The 15281-nt window shown below is 72.7% G+C and carries 15 protein-coding genes; 11 read left to right on the top strand and 4 right to left on the bottom strand.

Features of this window, described 5'->3' with window-relative positions:
- The first annotated feature begins 31 nt into the window (after nucleotides 1-31).
- From ACIRB4_RS20550 to ACIRB4_RS20535, 4 genes are all read left to right on the top strand, one after another.
- Complete coding sequence (locus tag ACIRB4_RS20550) at nucleotides 32-1174, top strand: lipid-transfer protein (protein ID WP_403293127.1); 1143 nt, start codon at nucleotides 32-34, stop codon at nucleotides 1172-1174.
- A gap of 6 nt (nucleotides 1175-1180) precedes the next feature.
- Nucleotides 1181-1612, top strand: coding sequence for a Zn-ribbon domain-containing OB-fold protein (locus ACIRB4_RS20545; RefSeq protein WP_403293126.1), 432 nt, complete (start codon nucleotides 1181-1183; stop codon nucleotides 1610-1612).
- A complete protein-coding gene (locus ACIRB4_RS20540) occupies nucleotides 1609-2385 on the top strand; it encodes an enoyl-CoA hydratase/isomerase family protein (RefSeq protein WP_403293124.1) in 777 nt (258 codons plus the stop codon). The genes ACIRB4_RS20545 and ACIRB4_RS20540 overlap by 4 nt, the downstream gene beginning before the upstream one ends.
- Nucleotides 2386-2681: 296 nt before the next feature.
- Nucleotides 2682-3344: a hypothetical protein gene (locus tag ACIRB4_RS20535; RefSeq protein ID WP_403293123.1), complete on the top strand. Its 663-nt coding sequence runs from the start codon at nucleotides 2682-2684 to the stop codon at nucleotides 3342-3344.
- Nucleotides 3345-3371: 27 nt separating this feature from the next.
- Here ACIRB4_RS20535 and ACIRB4_RS20530 read toward each other — a convergent pair whose 3' ends face one another.
- Nucleotides 3372-5786, bottom strand: coding sequence for a PQQ-binding-like beta-propeller repeat protein (locus ACIRB4_RS20530; protein WP_403293122.1), 2415 nt, complete (start codon nucleotides 5784-5786; stop codon nucleotides 3372-3374).
- A gap of 103 nt (nucleotides 5787-5889) precedes the next feature.
- The gene (locus tag ACIRB4_RS20525; protein ID WP_403293120.1) at nucleotides 5890-6858 is read right to left on the bottom strand and encodes a VOC family protein; all 969 of its coding nucleotides are present in this window, start codon (nucleotides 6856-6858) and stop codon (nucleotides 5890-5892) included.
- Nucleotides 6859-7132: 274 nt separating this feature from the next.
- Between ACIRB4_RS20525 and ACIRB4_RS20520 the strand changes: the two genes are divergently transcribed.
- A complete protein-coding gene (locus ACIRB4_RS20520; RefSeq protein ID WP_403293119.1) occupies nucleotides 7133-7780 on the top strand; it encodes a TetR family transcriptional regulator in 648 nt (215 codons plus the stop codon).
- A 112-nt stretch (nucleotides 7781-7892) separates the two neighbouring features.
- Here the strand turns inward: ACIRB4_RS20520 and ACIRB4_RS20515 are convergent, their stop codons facing one another.
- Nucleotides 7893-9125, bottom strand: coding sequence for an acyl-CoA dehydrogenase family protein (locus tag ACIRB4_RS20515; protein WP_403293117.1), 1233 nt, complete (start codon nucleotides 9123-9125; stop codon nucleotides 7893-7895).
- A gap of 129 nt (nucleotides 9126-9254) precedes the next feature.
- Between ACIRB4_RS20515 and ACIRB4_RS20510 the strand changes: the two genes are divergently transcribed.
- Nucleotides 9255-10442 (top strand): thiolase C-terminal domain-containing protein, encoded by a 1188-nt coding sequence (locus tag ACIRB4_RS20510; RefSeq protein ID WP_403293115.1) that lies wholly within the window; start codon nucleotides 9255-9257, stop codon nucleotides 10440-10442.
- Nucleotides 10443-10545: 103 nt separating this feature from the next.
- Here ACIRB4_RS20510 and ACIRB4_RS20505 read toward each other — a convergent pair whose 3' ends face one another.
- Nucleotides 10546-11175 (bottom strand): TetR/AcrR family transcriptional regulator, encoded by a 630-nt coding sequence (locus ACIRB4_RS20505; RefSeq protein WP_403293113.1) that lies wholly within the window; start codon nucleotides 11173-11175, stop codon nucleotides 10546-10548.
- 238 nt (nucleotides 11176-11413) lie between these two features.
- On the opposite strand from ACIRB4_RS20505, the gene ACIRB4_RS20500 reads away from it, so the two are divergent.
- The 5 genes from ACIRB4_RS20500 to ACIRB4_RS20480 all read left to right on the top strand — a co-directional run bounded on the left by ACIRB4_RS20500 (nucleotide 11414) and on the right by ACIRB4_RS20480 (nucleotide 15266).
- Nucleotides 11414-12181 (top strand): AfsA-related hotdog domain-containing protein, encoded by a 768-nt coding sequence (locus ACIRB4_RS20500; RefSeq protein ID WP_403293111.1) that lies wholly within the window; start codon nucleotides 11414-11416, stop codon nucleotides 12179-12181.
- Nucleotides 12174-12866, top strand: coding sequence for an HAD family hydrolase (locus ACIRB4_RS20495; protein ID WP_403293110.1), 693 nt, complete (start codon nucleotides 12174-12176; stop codon nucleotides 12864-12866). The genes ACIRB4_RS20500 and ACIRB4_RS20495 overlap by 8 nt, the downstream gene beginning before the upstream one ends.
- Before the next feature lie 69 nt (nucleotides 12867-12935).
- Nucleotides 12936-13556, top strand: coding sequence for a hypothetical protein (locus ACIRB4_RS20490; RefSeq protein WP_403293108.1), 621 nt, complete (start codon nucleotides 12936-12938; stop codon nucleotides 13554-13556).
- The gene (locus ACIRB4_RS20485; RefSeq protein WP_403293105.1) at nucleotides 13553-14416 is read left to right on the top strand and encodes a hypothetical protein; all 864 of its coding nucleotides are present in this window, start codon (nucleotides 13553-13555) and stop codon (nucleotides 14414-14416) included. The genes ACIRB4_RS20490 and ACIRB4_RS20485 overlap by 4 nt, the downstream gene beginning before the upstream one ends.
- A 118-nt stretch (nucleotides 14417-14534) precedes the next feature.
- The gene (locus ACIRB4_RS20480; RefSeq protein ID WP_403293104.1) at nucleotides 14535-15266 is read left to right on the top strand and encodes an SDR family NAD(P)-dependent oxidoreductase; all 732 of its coding nucleotides are present in this window, start codon (nucleotides 14535-14537) and stop codon (nucleotides 15264-15266) included.
- Nucleotides 15267-15281: the final 15 nt, after the last annotated feature.

The following is a 15281-nucleotide window of genomic DNA, read 5'->3' as shown; positions in this document are numbered from 1 at the left end:
TCGGCAGTCGCTTGCGATCGGGGAGGTTGCAGTGCTCAAGGACGCCACCGCCATCGTCGGAATCGGGCAGACAGCGTTCGCCAGACAGCTCCCCGAGTCCGAGAAGACCCTCGCCTGCCGGGCGATCCTCGCCGCCCTCGACGACGCCGGCATCGCACCGGCCGAGGTCGACGCCTTCGCCTCGTACACCATGGAGGAGACCGACGAGGTAGAGATCGCCAAGTCCATCGGGGCCGGGGACGTCACCTTCTTCAGCAAGGTCGGCTTCGGCGGCGGCGGCTCGTGCGCCACCGTCGGCCACCTCGCCGCCGCCATAGCCACCGGTCAGGCCGGCGTCGGCGTCGCCTGGCGGTCGCGCAAGCGGGGCAGCGGACCGCGGCCGTGGAAGAACACCCGGGCGCAGCTCCCCACCCCCGGCCAGTGGACCCGGCCCTTCGGGCTGCTGCGCCCCGCCGACGAGATCGGCATGCTCGCCCGCCGCTACATGCACGAGTACGGCGCCACCCGTGACCACCTCTTCAACGTCGCCCTCGCCTGCCGCAACCGCGCCAACCAGAACCCCGCCGCGATCATGTACGAGCGGCCCCTCACCCGCGAGATGTACATGACCTCCCGCTGGATCAGCGAACCCCTCTGCCTCTTCGACAACTGCCTGGAGACCGACGGGGCCCTCGCCTGCGTCGTCGTCTCCGCCGAGCGGGCGCGCGACTGCCGGCGAAAGCCCGTCTACGTCCACTCCGTCGCCCAGGGCCTGCCCGCCCAGCACCACGGCATGGTCAACTACTGGAACGACGACCCGCTCTCCGGTCCCGCCTGGACCGCCGCCCGACACCTGTGGAAGCGGGCCGACTTCGGCCCCGAGGACATCGACGTCGCCCAGATCTACGACGCCTTCACCCCCCTCATCCCCCTCTCCCTGGAGGGTTACGGCTTCTGCGGGCGGGGCGAGGGAGCCGCGTTCACGGAGGGCGGGGCCCTGGAGACCGGCGGACGGCTGCCCCTCAACACGGGGGGCGGCGGCCTCTCCGAGGCGTACGTCCACGGCTTCAACCTCATCACCGAAGGCGTGAAGCAGCTCCGCGGCACCTCCACCGCCCAGGTCCCCGGCGCCGCCACCTGTCTGGTCACGGCCGGCGAAGGCGTCCCCACATCGGCTCTCCTGCTGAGGAGTTGATCCCCCGTGCTCACACCCGTCGTCGACGAGGACGGCGCCCCCTTCTGGGAGTACGCCGCCCGGGGCGAGCTCCGCGTCCAGGCCTGCGCGGCCCCGGACTGCGGCGAACCGCGCTTCCCGCCCCGGCCCTGCTGCCCGCACTGCCAGTCGTTCGACAGCGAGTGGCGCCGGATGTCGGGCCGCGGCCGGATCTGGTCGTACGTCCTGCCCCATCCGCCGCTGCTTCCCGACTACGCCGCCCAGGCCCCGTACAACGCCGTCGTCGTCGAGCTCGCCGAAGCGCCCCGCATCCGCCTCGTCGGCAATGTGGTCGCCGCCCCGGACGCCGCTCTCGACTCCGTCGACCCGGCGCGGCTGCGGATCGGGGCCCCGGTACGGGTCGCCTTCACCGACATCGACGGCATGGCCGTCCCGCGCTGGCTGCTTGAGCGCGGATGAGCGTCCGGGTCGAGACGGACGAGGAGTCCGGGGTCGCGGTCGTCACCCTCGACCGGCCCTCGAAGCACAACGCGCTGACGGTGGAGATGGCGGGCCGGCTCGGCGCCGTGTGGCGGGAGTTCCGGTACGCGGACGAGGTGCGGGCGATCGTCGTCACCGGCGCGGGCGGCAGGGCCTTCTGCACCGGCGTCGACCGTACGGCCGCCGCCGGGATCCCGCAGCCCTCCTCCCCGTACACGATCGACGACCCGCTGGTCGCCATCGGCCCGAAGGCCAACGACCTGTGGAAACCGGTGATCGCCGCCGTCGAGGGCATGGCCTGCGGCGGGGCGTTCTACCTCCTCGGCGAGGCGGAGTTCCTCATCGCCGGCGAAGGGGCGGTCTTCTTCGACCCGCACACGAGCTACGGCATGGTCAGCGCCTTCGAGACCGTCCACATGGCGCAGCGGATGCCGTACGGCGAGGTGGCGCGCATGGCGCTGATGGGCAGCGCCGAGCGGATCTCGGCCCGGCGGGCGTACGAGACGGGTCTGGTGTCCGAGGTGACGGAGCCCGGCGGCGCGCTGGACGCCGCCCGCCGGGCCGCCGCCGTCATCGCCTCGCATCCGACGGAGGCGGTGCAGGGCACGGTCCGCGCCCTGTGGTCGGCCAAGGAGGCCGCCCGCGCCCAGGCCCTCGCCCACGCGCCGCACCTCGTGGCGCTCGGGAACCTGCCCGCCGGGCGGCAGGCGGAGCTGTTCACCCGGAGGGCGGACGGTTTCCGGCTGCGGTGAGCATCAGGCCGCGCCCACGCGCCAGACCTCGCACTCCGGTCTCCGTGACCGTCGCGCGCGAGGTGAGCTCCAGCTCGCGGTGGTGTCCGCCTTGCGGGCGGGCCTGCCCTTGCGCTTCTTCCGGGCGGGCTCCACGCGGTGTCGACGACCACCACGTCGAACGCCGACGTGGTGCTGGACGTCGGCGTCACCGTCGGCTCCGAGGTGTACCCGCCGCCGGAGCCCGAGCCGCGTGGCGAGGCTCCCGCACTCGGCGTAGCGTCGAGACCGAGAGCCGGACCGAAGGAGGCCGAGCGATGGTCCGCAACGTCATCGGCTCCGTCCTGGCGCTCGCCGGAGCGACGGCCGCCGTCTGGAGCCCCTTCCGTGCCTGGTACGACGGCCGTCACGGCAGGCACTACCGCATCGAGGACCTCTTCGCCGGGATCACCGACGAGAGGGCCGAGGTCATCGGGTCGATCCTGCTGCCGTTCGCCTTCGCCGCCCTCCTCACGCTGATCGGCCTGGTGCTCCGCTCCCGTCTGCTGGTCGCGGTCGCCGGGGTGATCGTGCTCGGCTTCACCATCCTGTGGATGGTCCGGGTCGGGCAGGCCGAGAACGGCCTGACGGTCGGCGGCGAGCGGATGGGCCTCGACCACGGCGTCTTCTACGCCCTGGGAGGCGGGCTGCTGCTCCTGCTCGCCGCGGCGGTGATGTCGGGCCGCCACCGCGAGCACGCGGTGCGGGTCGACGGTCACGGACCCCCGCGCGAGGCCGGACCGGGTGACGCGCCCGTGTACCCCCATGACACGGGTGACAGGGGCGCACCGACCCGGACGATGGACGAGCCCCGCTGGGACGGGCGCGGCCAGGGCGAGAACCAGTGGGACCACGGCCGGGCCGGCGACCAGCCGTACCACCGGGACCACCCGGACCACCCGGACCGGTACGACGAACCACCGCCGCCGCAGCGCCCCTGAGCCCACACGGGCGGGTGTGCCTGCCGGTCACACGCGCGGTGCCGCCGCTCCCCGCCCCGTCGCCGTGCCCTTGACCGCGTCGAGCGCGTACACGCAGCGGTCCTTGCTGCACGCGTACACGACCCCGCCCCGCGCCACGGGCGAACCGGTGATCTCGCCGCCGGTGGCGAGCTTCCAGCGCAGCTGCCCGCCGGTCGCGTCCAGCGTGTACAGGACGTGGTCGGCCGAGCCGAAGTGCACCCGGCCGTCGGCGACGACCGGCGCGCCGATCAGCTCGCCGCCCGCCGCGAACCGCCACTTCGGCGTCCCCGTCACCGCGTCGAGCGTGTACAGCGCGCTGCCGCTGCCCACGTGCACGTTGCCGTCGGCGATCAGGACCGGCTCGATCGACTGGCGCGACTCGGTGGCGATCCGCCAGCGGTCCTGGCCGGTCGTGGCGTCGAGCGCGTACACCGTGCCGAGGTAGTCGGCGAGGTAGACACCGCCGCCGGTGACGGCGGGCCCCGGGGCGAAGGCGGGCGGCGAGAGGAAGACGGCGGGCGCCTCGAAGTGCCAGCGGACGTGCCCGCTGGTGACGTCGATCGACAGCACGCGCGTACCGGCCGAGACGTACACGCAGCCGTCCTCCGCCCGCGCCACCCGGACCGGCACGCTGCCGCAGGAGGCGGCGTCCCCGACCGGGTACGACCAGCGCTCCACGCCCGTCCGCGCGTCCAGGGCCTGGAGCCGCGCGTCCCGCCACACGTACACGGTGTCGCCGTGCACGGCGGGCCCCGCCTCCGGGGTCTCGAAGTCGGTCTGCGCGCCGGTGATCTCCCACAGCTTGGCGCCGTTGGACGCCTCCCAGCCCTGGACCCCGCCGCCCCGGGTGCCGGTGACGACCGTGCCCCGGTCGACCTTCAGGGAGTACACCCACGCGTCCGTCCGCACCCGCCAGCGCTCGGCGCCGTCGGACGCGTCCAGCGCGTACAGCGACGGCCCGTCCGAGGCGTGGATACGGCCCTGCGACACCGCCATGGACCAGGCGACGTCCCGGGTCTTGAACTGGCGGCGGCCGCTGGCCACGTCGAGCGCGTGCACCTCGAAGGAGGTGACGTAGAGCAGGTCGCCGGCGACGACCGGGGTGCCCCAGACGTCGTTCGACATCCGGAAGCGCCACGGCCGCCAGTGGCCGGGTTCGGGCGCGGGAGCCGGTGCGGGCGGGGCCTCGGGGGCCGCGGCCGCGGACGGCGAGGGCAGCGGACGCGAGCCGGGCCGCGGGCCGGGCTCGGCGCCGTTCGCACCGCCGCCGGGCGGACGGATCCAGCCGGTGGCCGGGCCGGCGTCGGCGCCGACGGCGGCCCGGGTGTCGGCCACCCGGGGGCCGGGGCCGATCGGGACGGTGCCGCCGGCGAGCCGTACGGGCCCGGCGGACTCGGCGGGAGCCGCGTGGCGCCCGCCGCCTGCCTGGCCACCGCGCGGGTCGCCGCTCCACTCCGGCGCCGGCCGGGGCGGACGCGGCGGTGCGGGCGGGGCCGGGGGCGGGGCGGCCGGCGCCGCGACGCTGGGGCGGCCACCGCGCCGGTGCTCGATCATGGCCGTGGCGCGCTCCGGCAGCCAGGCCGAGGCCGTACCGCTGTCGTCGCTGCCCGAGCCGAACAGATGGGGTGCGAGCTGCGCCTGCAGATCGGCCGGGCTGGGGCGGCGCGCGACATCCGTCTGCATGCAGGACTCGATGAGCGGCCGCAGCTCGTCCGGCAGCCCCTCCAGGTCGGGGCCCTCCCTGAGCAGCATGAACACCGTCTCGACGGGGTTGGCGCCGTGGTAGGGGGCGTGGCCGGTGGCGGCGAAGACCAGCATCGAGCCGAGCGAGAAGACATCGCTCGCGCCCGTGACGCTGCGCGAGTCGCGGGCCTGCTCGGGCGACATGTACGCGGGCGTGCCGACGGCGACGTTGGTCATGGTCAGCCGGGTGTTGGAGACGCCGGACGCGATGCCGAAGTCGATCACGCGCGGTCCGTCCTCGACGACGAGGACGTTGGAGGGCTTGAGGTCGCGGTGGACCAGGCCCGCGCCGTGGATGGACTGCAGGGCCTCGGCGACACCGGCGGCCAGCCAGCGCACGGCCTGCGCCGGGAGCGGCCCGCACTCGTTCACTATCTCTTCGAGGGAGGGCGCGGGGACGTACGCGGTGGCCAGCCAGGGCACGGCCGCCCGGGGGTCGGCGTCGACGACGGCCGCGGTGTAGAACCCGGAGACGGCCCGCGCGGCCTCGACCTCGCGGGTGAAACGGACACGGAACAGCTGGTCCTCGGCGAGTTCGGTCCGCACCGTCTTGATCGCCACGCGCCGCCCGGACGCCGAGCGTGCGAGATAGACCAGACCCATACCGCCCGCGCCGAGCCGGCCCAGCACCTCGAAGGGCCCGATCCGTCTCGGGTCGTGCTGCGTCAGCTGCTCCACTTGCCTGCCACCTCCCCGTACGGGCCATGAGAATACGGCCCCGTGGCCCTGATTCTTCCTGTCCGAGGCGGTGGTTGCGAACCCGGGGGCGGATCGGGGTGTCTCAGGTCATATCCCCGGCCTGGCCGGTTCTCCCGGCGGCGCGCTCGCCGCCGGGGCGGGAGGTGGCTCCGGGGGTGGCCCGGGGGATGGCTTCCGTCGCGGCGTCGGCCGTGGTTCGCGTGGTGGCTCCGGCGGTGGATTCCGCGGTGGTTCCGGCGGTGCGCTCCTCGGAGGGACCGGCCGGCTCCGCCGTTTCCGCCGGCTCGGCCAGGACCGCGAAGCGGGCGCCCTGGTTGTCGTGGAGGACGGCGATCCGGCCGTGCGGCGTGTCGAAGGGCGGGTTGGTGACGCGGCCGCCGAGGCGTACGGCCGTGTCGCAGGTCTCGTCGCAGTCGCGGACGGCGAAGTAGACGAGGATGTGGCCCGGCATCTCGGCCGGGAAGGCGTCGGTCAGCACGGCCCGGCCGCCGAAGGACGCGTCGTCGCCGGGGCGGGAGCCGGGCGGCGACCAGACGCGGTAGTCGAAGCCGCTCTCCCTGCCTTCCTCGGCCGCCTCCACCTGGCGGCCCAGGTAGCCGAAGACGGTGGCGTAGAAGGTGTCGACCCTGTCCGGCTCCCTCGTATAGACCTCCATCCAGCAGAAGGACCCGGGGAGCATCGTCTTCTCGAAGCCGTCGTCGTCACCCGCCTGCCGCAGTCCGAAGACGGCGCCTCCGGGGTCGGCGGCGAGCGCCATGACGCCGAAGGGTCCGACGGGGTACGGCTCCATCACCATCTGGCCGCCGGCCGCCTTGATCCGGGCCGCCAGCACACCGGCGTCGTCGGTGGCGAGGTAGACGGTCCAGGTGGTGGGCATCCGGCCGTCCCGCTTCGGTACGAGACCGGCGACGCGCTTTCCGTCGCTGAGGGCCTCGTCCCGGTCGGGGTCGAAGGTCCAGCCGAAGAGCTCGCCGTAGAACCGCTTCCCCGCTTCGAGATCGGGGAGCTGCGCGTCCACCCAGCAGGGGGTGCCCTCTGTGAATGCGGCCATGGCTCCACGCTAGGGCGGCGGGGTCCGCCCCGCACGCCTCAAAATAGAAGATATGCGCATGAATGACCCCGGTGACCCTTGATTTCCTTGGGTTGTCCACCGAAGTTGTCCACAGGCTGTTAATAAGCCTATTCGGGTGCGCCACTCCCCGCCCCCTCCCCCGGGAGACGCCCGGGAGGGTTTCAGGAGTGGCCGGGGAGAGCCCGGAGGAGGGGTGCACCCCATTTGCAGTCGGCCGAATCGCGCGCCGATCACCCGTCGGTAAGCTGACGGCATGACAGGACAAGTACGCACGGTCGACGGCCGCGTGGCCGGACGACGAGGCCAGGCGACGCGGCAGAAGCTGCTCGACTGCCTCAGCGAGATGCTCAGCTCCTCGCCGTACCGGGACGTCAAGGTCATCGACGTGGCCCGGAAGGCGGGCACTTCACCCGCGACGTTCTACCAGTACTTCCCCGACGTGGAGGGCGCCGTCCTCGAGATCGCCGAGGAAATGGCGAAGGAGGGCGCGGCGTTGACCGAATTGGTCTCCGGCCGGTCCTGGGTCGGCAAGGCCGGCTGGCAGACCTCCGAGGAACTCGTCGAAGGATTCCTGGACTTCTGGCGCAAGCACGACGCGATCCTGCGGGTGGTGGACCTGGGCGCCGCCGAAGGCGACAAACGGTTCTACAAGATCCGTATGAAGATCCTGAACTCGGTCACCAACTCCCTTACCGACACGGTGAAGGAGCTCCAGGCCAAGGGCAAGGTCGACAAGGACGTCAGCCCGGCCGCGATGGCGGGCTCGCTCGTGGCGATGCTGGCCGCGGTGGCCGGCCACCAGAAGGGTTTCCAGACCTGGGGTGTGAAGCAGAACGAACTGAAGCCCAACCTGGCGCTGTTGGTCCACCTCGGCATCACGGGCAAGAAGCCGACGAGGTAACCCGCGCCCTCCCTTCACCCGTCCTGTCGCGCCGGCGGCGGTCCCGTCCGAGAGACCGCCACCGGCGTTCCCCTGTCCGGACAGGACTCGCCCCAAGGCCCTGCGCGCGTTGTCAGGCGAAAGAGCCTGGTCTCCGATCCGCGCCCGGTACGTCACGTACGGCGTACAGCCCCGCCCCCTCCGCCGCCCGGGCCCGCAGCGCGCGCACCGGCCCGAAGAGCAGCTCGCCCCCCGTCGCCCGTTCGACGTACAGGTGGGCCTCGTGCTCCCCGGTGGAGCCTGTCCCGCCATGGGCCCCGTCATGGAGCCGGACCGCCTCCCCCGCCACCGCCCGCAGCGCCTCCAGACCGGCCGCGAGTGCGAGCCCGCCCGTCCCGCCCGCCGCCGGCTCGTGAGCCGCGTGGTACGTCAGCGAGCGCGCCGCCTCGACCTGGACGTACAGGTCGGGCAGCCGTTGCTCGACCGCCGGGAGGGAGCCGAGCGGGCGGCCGAACCGCTCCCGTGTCCCGACGCACTCGACGGTGCGGTCCAGGGCCGCCCGGGCCGCGCCGACCGCCTCGGCCGCCAGCATCACCGCCGCCGTCCGCCCCACCCCGGCGAGCGCCCCGGGCACGTCGGCGGGCTGCTCGCCCAGCAACTCACCCTCCGCGTCTCGCAGTTGTACGGTCGCCTGGGGTCGAGTGGCATCGAGCGCCGGCTGCCGCCCGCGCCGCAGCCCGGCCGCGTCCCCGCGCACCAGGAAGAGCAGGGTGCGGCCGCGTGTGAAGCCCCCGGTGTGCGCGGCGACCAGGAGCAGGCCGGCGCTGTGCCCGTCGAGGACCCGCGCCGCCTCCCCGTAGAGCCGCCACCGCCCTCCGGACAGCCGCGCCTGCACGCCACCGGCGCGGCCGCCGCCGGCCCAGGCGCCGTCCGTGTTGTCGCCGGTGAGCCCGAGAGCCAGAGCGAGCGAGCCTCCGGGCACGGCGAGAGCGCAGGTCAGGGAGGTGTCCACCAAGGAGGGCAGGAGCGCGGCGCGCTGCGCGGCGGTGCCGAGTGCGGTGATCAGCGGGGCGCCGAGGACGGTGGTGGCCAGGAGCGGCGAGGGGGCCAGGGCGCGACCGGTCTCCTCGCAGACGAGGGCCAGTTCGGCGGGGCCGCCGCCCGCGCCGCCGTACTCCTGCGGGAGGGTGAGGCCGGGCAGTCCGAGGGCGGTGGACATCCGGTGCCACAGGCCGGTGTCGTACCCCTCGGGGCTCGCGACGGCCGCCCGCCTCTCGCCGGGCCCGGCTTTCTCTGCCAGAAGGTCCCGCAGATCCCGCAGGGTGCGTCGGATCTCGTACTGCTCTCCGGTGACGGCGGCGTGCATGGGCTCCCCCTCCGTAACTGACGGGCCGTCATGTCAGGGCGGACCGACTCGGAAGCACAGAGCCGGGGACGGCGGATCTCACCCGGCAACCCGCCACCGCTTCGACTTATCTGATGTACCGTCAGATTCATGCCCACCACTTCACGGAACCGCTCCGGGCGCCGCGTCGCCGTCGTCGGCATATCCCTCTCCGACTGCGGCCGCGTCGACGCGGCCACGCCCTACGCCCTGCACGCCCAGGCCGCCCGCCGCGCCCTCGCGGACAGCGGGCTCGACCGCTCGCTGATCGACGGCCTGTGCTCGGCGGGCCTCGGCGCCCTCGCGCCGGTCGAGGTGGCGGAGTACCTCGGCCTGCGCCCCCGCTGGGTGGACTCGACCGCCGTCGGCGGCGCCACCTGGGAGGTGATGGCCGGCCACGCCGCCGACGCCATCGCCGCCGGTCACGCCGGAGCCGTCCTGCTCGTCTACGGCTCGACCGCCCGCGCCGACATCAAGGCCGGGCGCCGCACCTCGAACCTCTCCTTCGGCGCGCGCGGGCCGCTGCAGTTCGAGGCCCCCTACGGCCACACGCTCGTCGCCAAGTACGCGATGGCCGCCCGCCGTCATATGCACACCTACGGCACGACCCTGGAGCAGCTCGCCGAGGTCGCCGTCCAGGCGCGCGCGAACGCCGCCCCCAACCCGGAGGCGATGTTCCGCGAGCCGATCACGGTGGACGAGGTCCTGAGCGGCCCGATGATCGCGGACCCCTTCACCAAGCTGCACTGCTGCGTCCGCAGCGACGGCGGGTGCGCGGTGCTGCTGGCGGCCGAGGAGTACGTACCGGACACGGCGAAGCCACCCGTGTGGATCCTCGGCACGGGCGAGCACGTCTCCCACACCACGATGTCGGAGTGGGAGGACTTCACGGTCTCCCCGGCGCAGGTCAGCGGGCGGCTCGCATTCGAGCGGGCGGGGGTACGGCCGGAGGACATCGATCTCGCGGAGATCTACGACGCCTTCACCTATATGACGCTGGTGACGCTGGAGGACCTGGGCTTCTGCGCGAAGGGGGAGGGCGGGGCGTTCGTCGGGAAGGACCGGCTGACGGTGGGGGGCGGCGGGCTGCCGGTGAACACGGACGGGGGCGGCCTGTCCGCCTGCCACCCGGGGATGCGGGGCCTGTTCCTGCTGGTGGAGGCGGTACGGCAGCTACGCGGGGAGGCGCCGGGCGCGCAGGTGCGGCGAACCGACGGGAGCCTGCCGGAACTGGCCGTGGCGTCGGGGACGGGCGGCTGGTTCTGCTCGTCGGGGACGGTGGTCCTCGGCCGGGGCTGACTTGCGCAGGGACGGGGGTGACCCCGCCCGCCGCACCGGCGCGCCCGGCGCAGGCCACGGCGGGGCGCCGTCGCCTGCGCCGGTGGAGCGCCCTGTCAGCGGATCAGGCACTCTCCACGGCCGTCGGCCGCGACTGCTGGGGCTGCGCCGCTTGGGCGACGGTGGCTTCGACGACGGCCCTGCCCTGACGCATCAGGGTCTCCCGCAGGCTCACCGAACCCTCGCCTTCGGGGGCGAGCAGCGCGCGTTGCTGTTCGGCGACGTAGGGCCAGGTCGCGATGGCGATCAGGGTGAGGACCAGGTGCGCGGTCTCGGTGAGGCCGATCCGTCCCAGGGCTTCGTTCAAGGTGCCGCACTTGTCCCGGTAGTACGCGGCGCGGGCCTCCCGGTCGGGGAAGTCCTGGCCGCCGTAGTAAAGGCCCTCCCAGGCGATCAGGTGGGCGAGCGTGCGGTCCTTGGCGTGGTAGTCGAAGATGTCGCCGACGTAGCGACGGGCCGCTTCGAGGGTGTCCGGCACGGGGACCTGGCGGGTCAGGTCTTCGTAGGCGTCGCTGATGACGGCCGAGAACAGCCCCTCTTTGTTGGTGAAGTTCGCGTACAGGCGCTGCTTGTTGACGGACGAGGCGGCGGCGATCCGATCGACGCGCGCGCCGGCGATGCCGTGCCGGGCGAACTCCTTCCGCGCCGCGTCGAGCAGCTTGCGCCGGGTGATCTGGCTCTTCGCTGTCTGCATGGGTTCACCATACGAGACGCCCCAACCATCTGGTTAGTTTCAAAGAACCATCTGGTTGGTTTCAAGACACGGTAAAGAACCAACTAGATGGTTGCATCTGCCGTGTCGATCTTCGTAGCGTGTGGATCACCGCGGGGCGAGGCCACGACTGACACGGCCACTCCCGGAGGAACGGGGGGATACAGGCGCGCTGGGCGCCCCTCCGCGGTGGTCTGTCACTACACACAGGGGGTTTGGCATGAATGGAGCGCCTCGGACGCGCGTGGTCGTCGGGGACCGGTTCCCCGGCTTCGCCGCTCACGACAGCGTCGTCACGGTGTCCCAGTTCCTCACGCAGCTGCGTGCCGGGGGGTACGCGGAGGGCTCGACCGTGGTGCGAGCCGGCCAGGGGGTGGGCGACTTCGAGTGGCACCTGCTGCGCGAGCAGGTGCGCGTGCACGGCCTCGAGTTCCGGGTGCGGCTGGTACGGCCCGAGGGGGAGCTGGTCTCCCGGGCGGAGTGCCACAAGCGCAGCGAGCCGAACGCGCTCATCGCCGGCCTGCACCAGGTGGACGAGCAGCTGTTCCGCGCGTCCCTGCGCCTGCACAACGACAACGAGCTGCTGCTCGACCACCAGACCGGTCAGCATGTGCAGGGCATGGTCGCGGTGGAGGCGGCGCGGCAGATGTTCCTCGCGGTCACCGAGCGGTTCTTCGCCTCGGCCCATCCCGGGCGCCACTACTACTACGTCATCGAATCCCTGAACACCGACTTCGAGAACTTCCTCTTCCCTCTCGACGCGCGGATCGACTACCGCGTACAGGACGCGAAGGTGGATGATCCGGAGCGGCTGTGGTTCTCGGCGGAGATCGGGCTGCTGCAGGCCGGCAGGCGGGCGTCGGTCACCCGCGTCACCTTCAGCGCCTTCGACGAGCAGCTGCTCAAGCCGAAGGAGCACCGCCGCGCGGCGCGCGCCGTCGCCCACGCGGCCGCCGAACTGCTGGTGCCGGAGCCTGCCGGTGTCTGAGCGCGCGGCCGCCGCCGACCCGGCCGTGGCGTTCTTCGATGTCGACGAGACCCTGATCTCCCTCAAGAGCATGTTCCGGTTCCTGGCCTTCTACCTGGAGGACCGGGGCGAGGGGCCGGACACCTACCGGCGACTGGCCGGGGAGCTGTCGGGCATGGCGGCCATGGGGGCGGCGCGCGAGGACGTGAACCGCGCCTACTACCGGCTGTACGCCGGAGAGTCGGAGCGCCGCCTCGCCCGCCTGGGCGCGCGGTGGTTCGCCCACGAGAGCGCCGACAGCGCCTTCTGGCTGCACGCTTCCGTCGACGAGCACACCCGGTTGCGACGGGCGGGGACGCAGACGGTGCTCGTCTCGGGTTCGTTCTTCGCCTGTCTCGATCCGATCGCCGCGGAACTCGGCGCGAGCGATGTCCTGGGCGCCCCGGTGGTCATCCGCCAGGGGCACCTCACCGGGGAGATCGCCGAGCCCATGATCGGGAAAGGCAAGGCGCGCGCCGCGCGTGCCTGGCTGGAGCGCAGGGGGGTCCCGGCCGAGCGCACCGCCGCCTACGGGGACCACCTGAGCGACCTGCCGCTGCTCCGGGTGGCCGGCGTGCCGGTCGTGGTCGGCGAGGACCCGCAGATGACGCGCCTCGCCGAACAGAACGGCTGGCGGCGGCTACCCCACGCGCGGGCGGCGGCCTAGCCCCCGCGTCTTCTCCTTCCCTTCGTTCTCACTCCCTCTTCTTTCAACCGCTTCCTTGGAGGAACACCCATGTCCGCTTCCCTGATCGTGACGTCCGAGCTGTCCGTCAAGCCGGACCAGGCCGACCAGGCCGCCGCCGCCTGGCTCCGTCTGCACCAGGGCACCCCGGAGCGCGAGCGCGCCCTCTTCCGGAGCCTCGACGGCACCTCGCTGCTGGAGTTCACGCCGCTGTCCGCCGTCACCGAGGTCGAGTCCCTGCGTACCGACTGGCAGCGGCAGTTCGAGGAGCTCGCGCCGTTCGCGGAGGGGGACTTCTCCCGCGAGCTGCTCGAGTTCGTCGAGGCTCCCAAGCCGACGGACCTGCCGCTGCCCGCGACGCGGTACGTCCAGATGCGCCACGTCGAGGTCAGGCCGGCCCAGTACCAGGCCTACCGGGCCTGGCGCGAGGAGACCATCTACGACGTGGTGCGGGGCCACGACGACGCGGAGGTCTTCCTGGCGTACCACTCCGTGCTGAGCAGCGCGCCGGGCGTCATGTTCATCTCGGGCTTCGACTGCTCGCCGGAGCGGTACAACACCGCCTTCACCTCGCCCCGTTACCAGGAGATCGTCCAGCAGGCCGGCGACCGGTACATCACCGGCGGTGACCGTGGCCTGTACACCAAGTTCTACGAGCGGGTGGAGAAGTGACGGCCCCCGTCTCGCCGCCGGTCACGGCGACTGCGACGAGTCGCTCGTACGACCTGAGCGTCACCACGCAGGGCCCGGCGTACCCGCCGAGCGAAGTCATGGACAAGGACGGCAACTTCGTCGTCATCGGTCGGCTCAATACGCAGTCCGGGCCCCGCTGGGGCAGCGCGGTGGTCTCCGCCGACAGCCCGGTTCCGCCGCTCGGCGAGGACCTGCCGTACACGATCGTGCGTGAACTGCCGGAGGAGCTCGACGAGCGGGACGGGCTGATGGAGCTGTACACGCTGCCGCTGCCGCTGCCGTGCAACAACTACCCCATGCTCTTCGCACCCGAGCAGCGTCCGGACGCGCACGAGGTCCGGCGGCCGAGCTACCCCCTGCACCAGGCGCCCATCCCCGACATGCGGGAGGCCGACGGCCCGCGCCTGCGGGAGGCGATCACCCTGGAGCAGTGGGTCAGGGCCCGAGGCCAGCTCCAGGTGTCGGTAGCCCCCGACCGGCGCAGCGCCCACTTCTCCTTCTCCTTCACCGGGCTGATCCCCGACAGCGTGTACACGGTGATGTCGCTACGGGAACACGACCTGGACCCCGCCGGGCCCACCCGGCCCGGCCCGCTGGGTGTGCCCAACGCCTTCTACAGCGACCGGCACGGCATGGCCCACTACGAGGCCACCCTGCCCAATCCCTTCCCCGCACCGGGCACCCCCGGAGCGAACCGCGTGATCAACGTGGTGGTGCTGTGGATGAGCTATCAGCAGAACTACGGCGGAGCGATCGGACACTTCGGCCTCGGCGGCGACATCCACGCCCAGCTCAAGCTGCGCGGGCCGCACTTCGCCGAGTTCACCACCCACGACTGACGCCGCGGCAGCGGGCGCGGCTCGGGGCGGCGGCCCAAGCCCCACCCCGAGGCGCGCCCGCCGGCCCGCCAGTCCCCACCTCACCCCGACCTTCCCTCCCAACCCCTAGGAGTTCGTCATGCCCGCACTCACCGGCCGCACGGCCCTGATCACCGGAGCCGATCGGGGCATCGGCCTCGCCCTGGCCCGGCGCCTCGGCGCCGAGGGCGTCAACCTCGTCCTGCACTCCAACAGCGCCGACGGACTGCGCGAGACGCTGCGCCGGGAGCAGTGGCCGGCCGAACGCCTGCACACCAGCGTCCTCGACGTGGCGGACGCGGACGCCGTCGAGGGCGCGGTCACCGAGGCGGTCGACCGCTTCGGCGGCATCGACTACCTGCTCAACGTCGCCGGCATCGTCCACTTCGGCGGCATCGAGCAGTGCACGGTCGACGAGTGGCAGCAGACCCTGCGGACCAATCTGACCGGCTACTTCCTCATGGCCCGCAGCGTCCTGCCGCACATGCGCAAGGCCGGCGACGGCGTCATCGTCAACATGTCCTCGATCTGGGGGCGGCGCCCCGCCCCCGGCACCCTCGCCTACTCCGTGTCCAAGTACGGCGTCGAGGGGCTGACCAAGTGCCTGGCCGAAGAAGCCCGGCCCTGGGGCGTGAAGGTCTCCAGCCTCGTCCTGGACAAGGTGGACACCAACTTCCGTGACGGCATGGCCGCCCATGTCTCGTACGACGCCGAACAACGCGAACGCATGCTGTCCGCCGAGGACGTGGCCGACGCCACCTGGGCCATCCTGACCAGCTCGTCGCGCGCCCACCCGTCCTCCATCGAGCTGGACGCCTGGCGCTGGGCCTGACCCGACCCGCGCCAC

It is taken from the genome of Streptomyces sp. NPDC093600, assembly GCF_044764755.1.
Lineage (GTDB): Bacteria > Actinomycetota > Actinomycetes > Streptomycetales > Streptomycetaceae > Streptomyces.
This window is presented reverse-complemented; position numbering and strand designations above follow the sequence as displayed.